Source organism: Larkinella sp. C7, assembly GCF_006149005.1.
GTDB lineage: Bacteria > Bacteroidota > Bacteroidia > Cytophagales > Spirosomataceae > Larkinella.
Genome location: NZ_VBSL01000262.1, coordinates 1 through 329 on the forward strand (window position 1 = coordinate 1; position 329 = coordinate 329).

General features: G+C 38.9%; 1 protein-coding gene. It reads left to right on the forward strand.

Features of this window, described 5'->3' with window-relative positions; all coding sequences use genetic code 11:
- Window positions 1–18: 18 nt before the first annotated feature.
- Window positions 19–329: hypothetical protein (locus FH871_RS35360; RefSeq protein ID WP_212768433.1), on the forward strand; the 311-nt coding region annotated here is incomplete at its 3' end.

Here is a 329-nt window from a genome sequence, read left to right on the forward strand (position 1 = left end):
AAAAAACTGACTTCGCTCTTGTCTGACAAAGGTATTGCAGCTGTGCTTATTAAAGATAGTAAAACCGTCAAGCAGGCGAGAACCATGATGAGCACCTTATTGATTGCTATTTTTATAGCAGTAGCTGGGATAGTTTTTATCATTAGCTTATTCTTGAGTGCTTTTCGAATTCAAAATCACCTTAAATCAGAAGTGGTTAATATGGGGGTGCTTAAGGCAATGGGTTATACCAGTGCTAAGATTATCTTTTCAGAAGTGCTTCCTTATCTATTGGTGGCTATGATAGCTACGGTTACGGGGGTTCTAACCTCCTATCTGGTTCTTCCTTT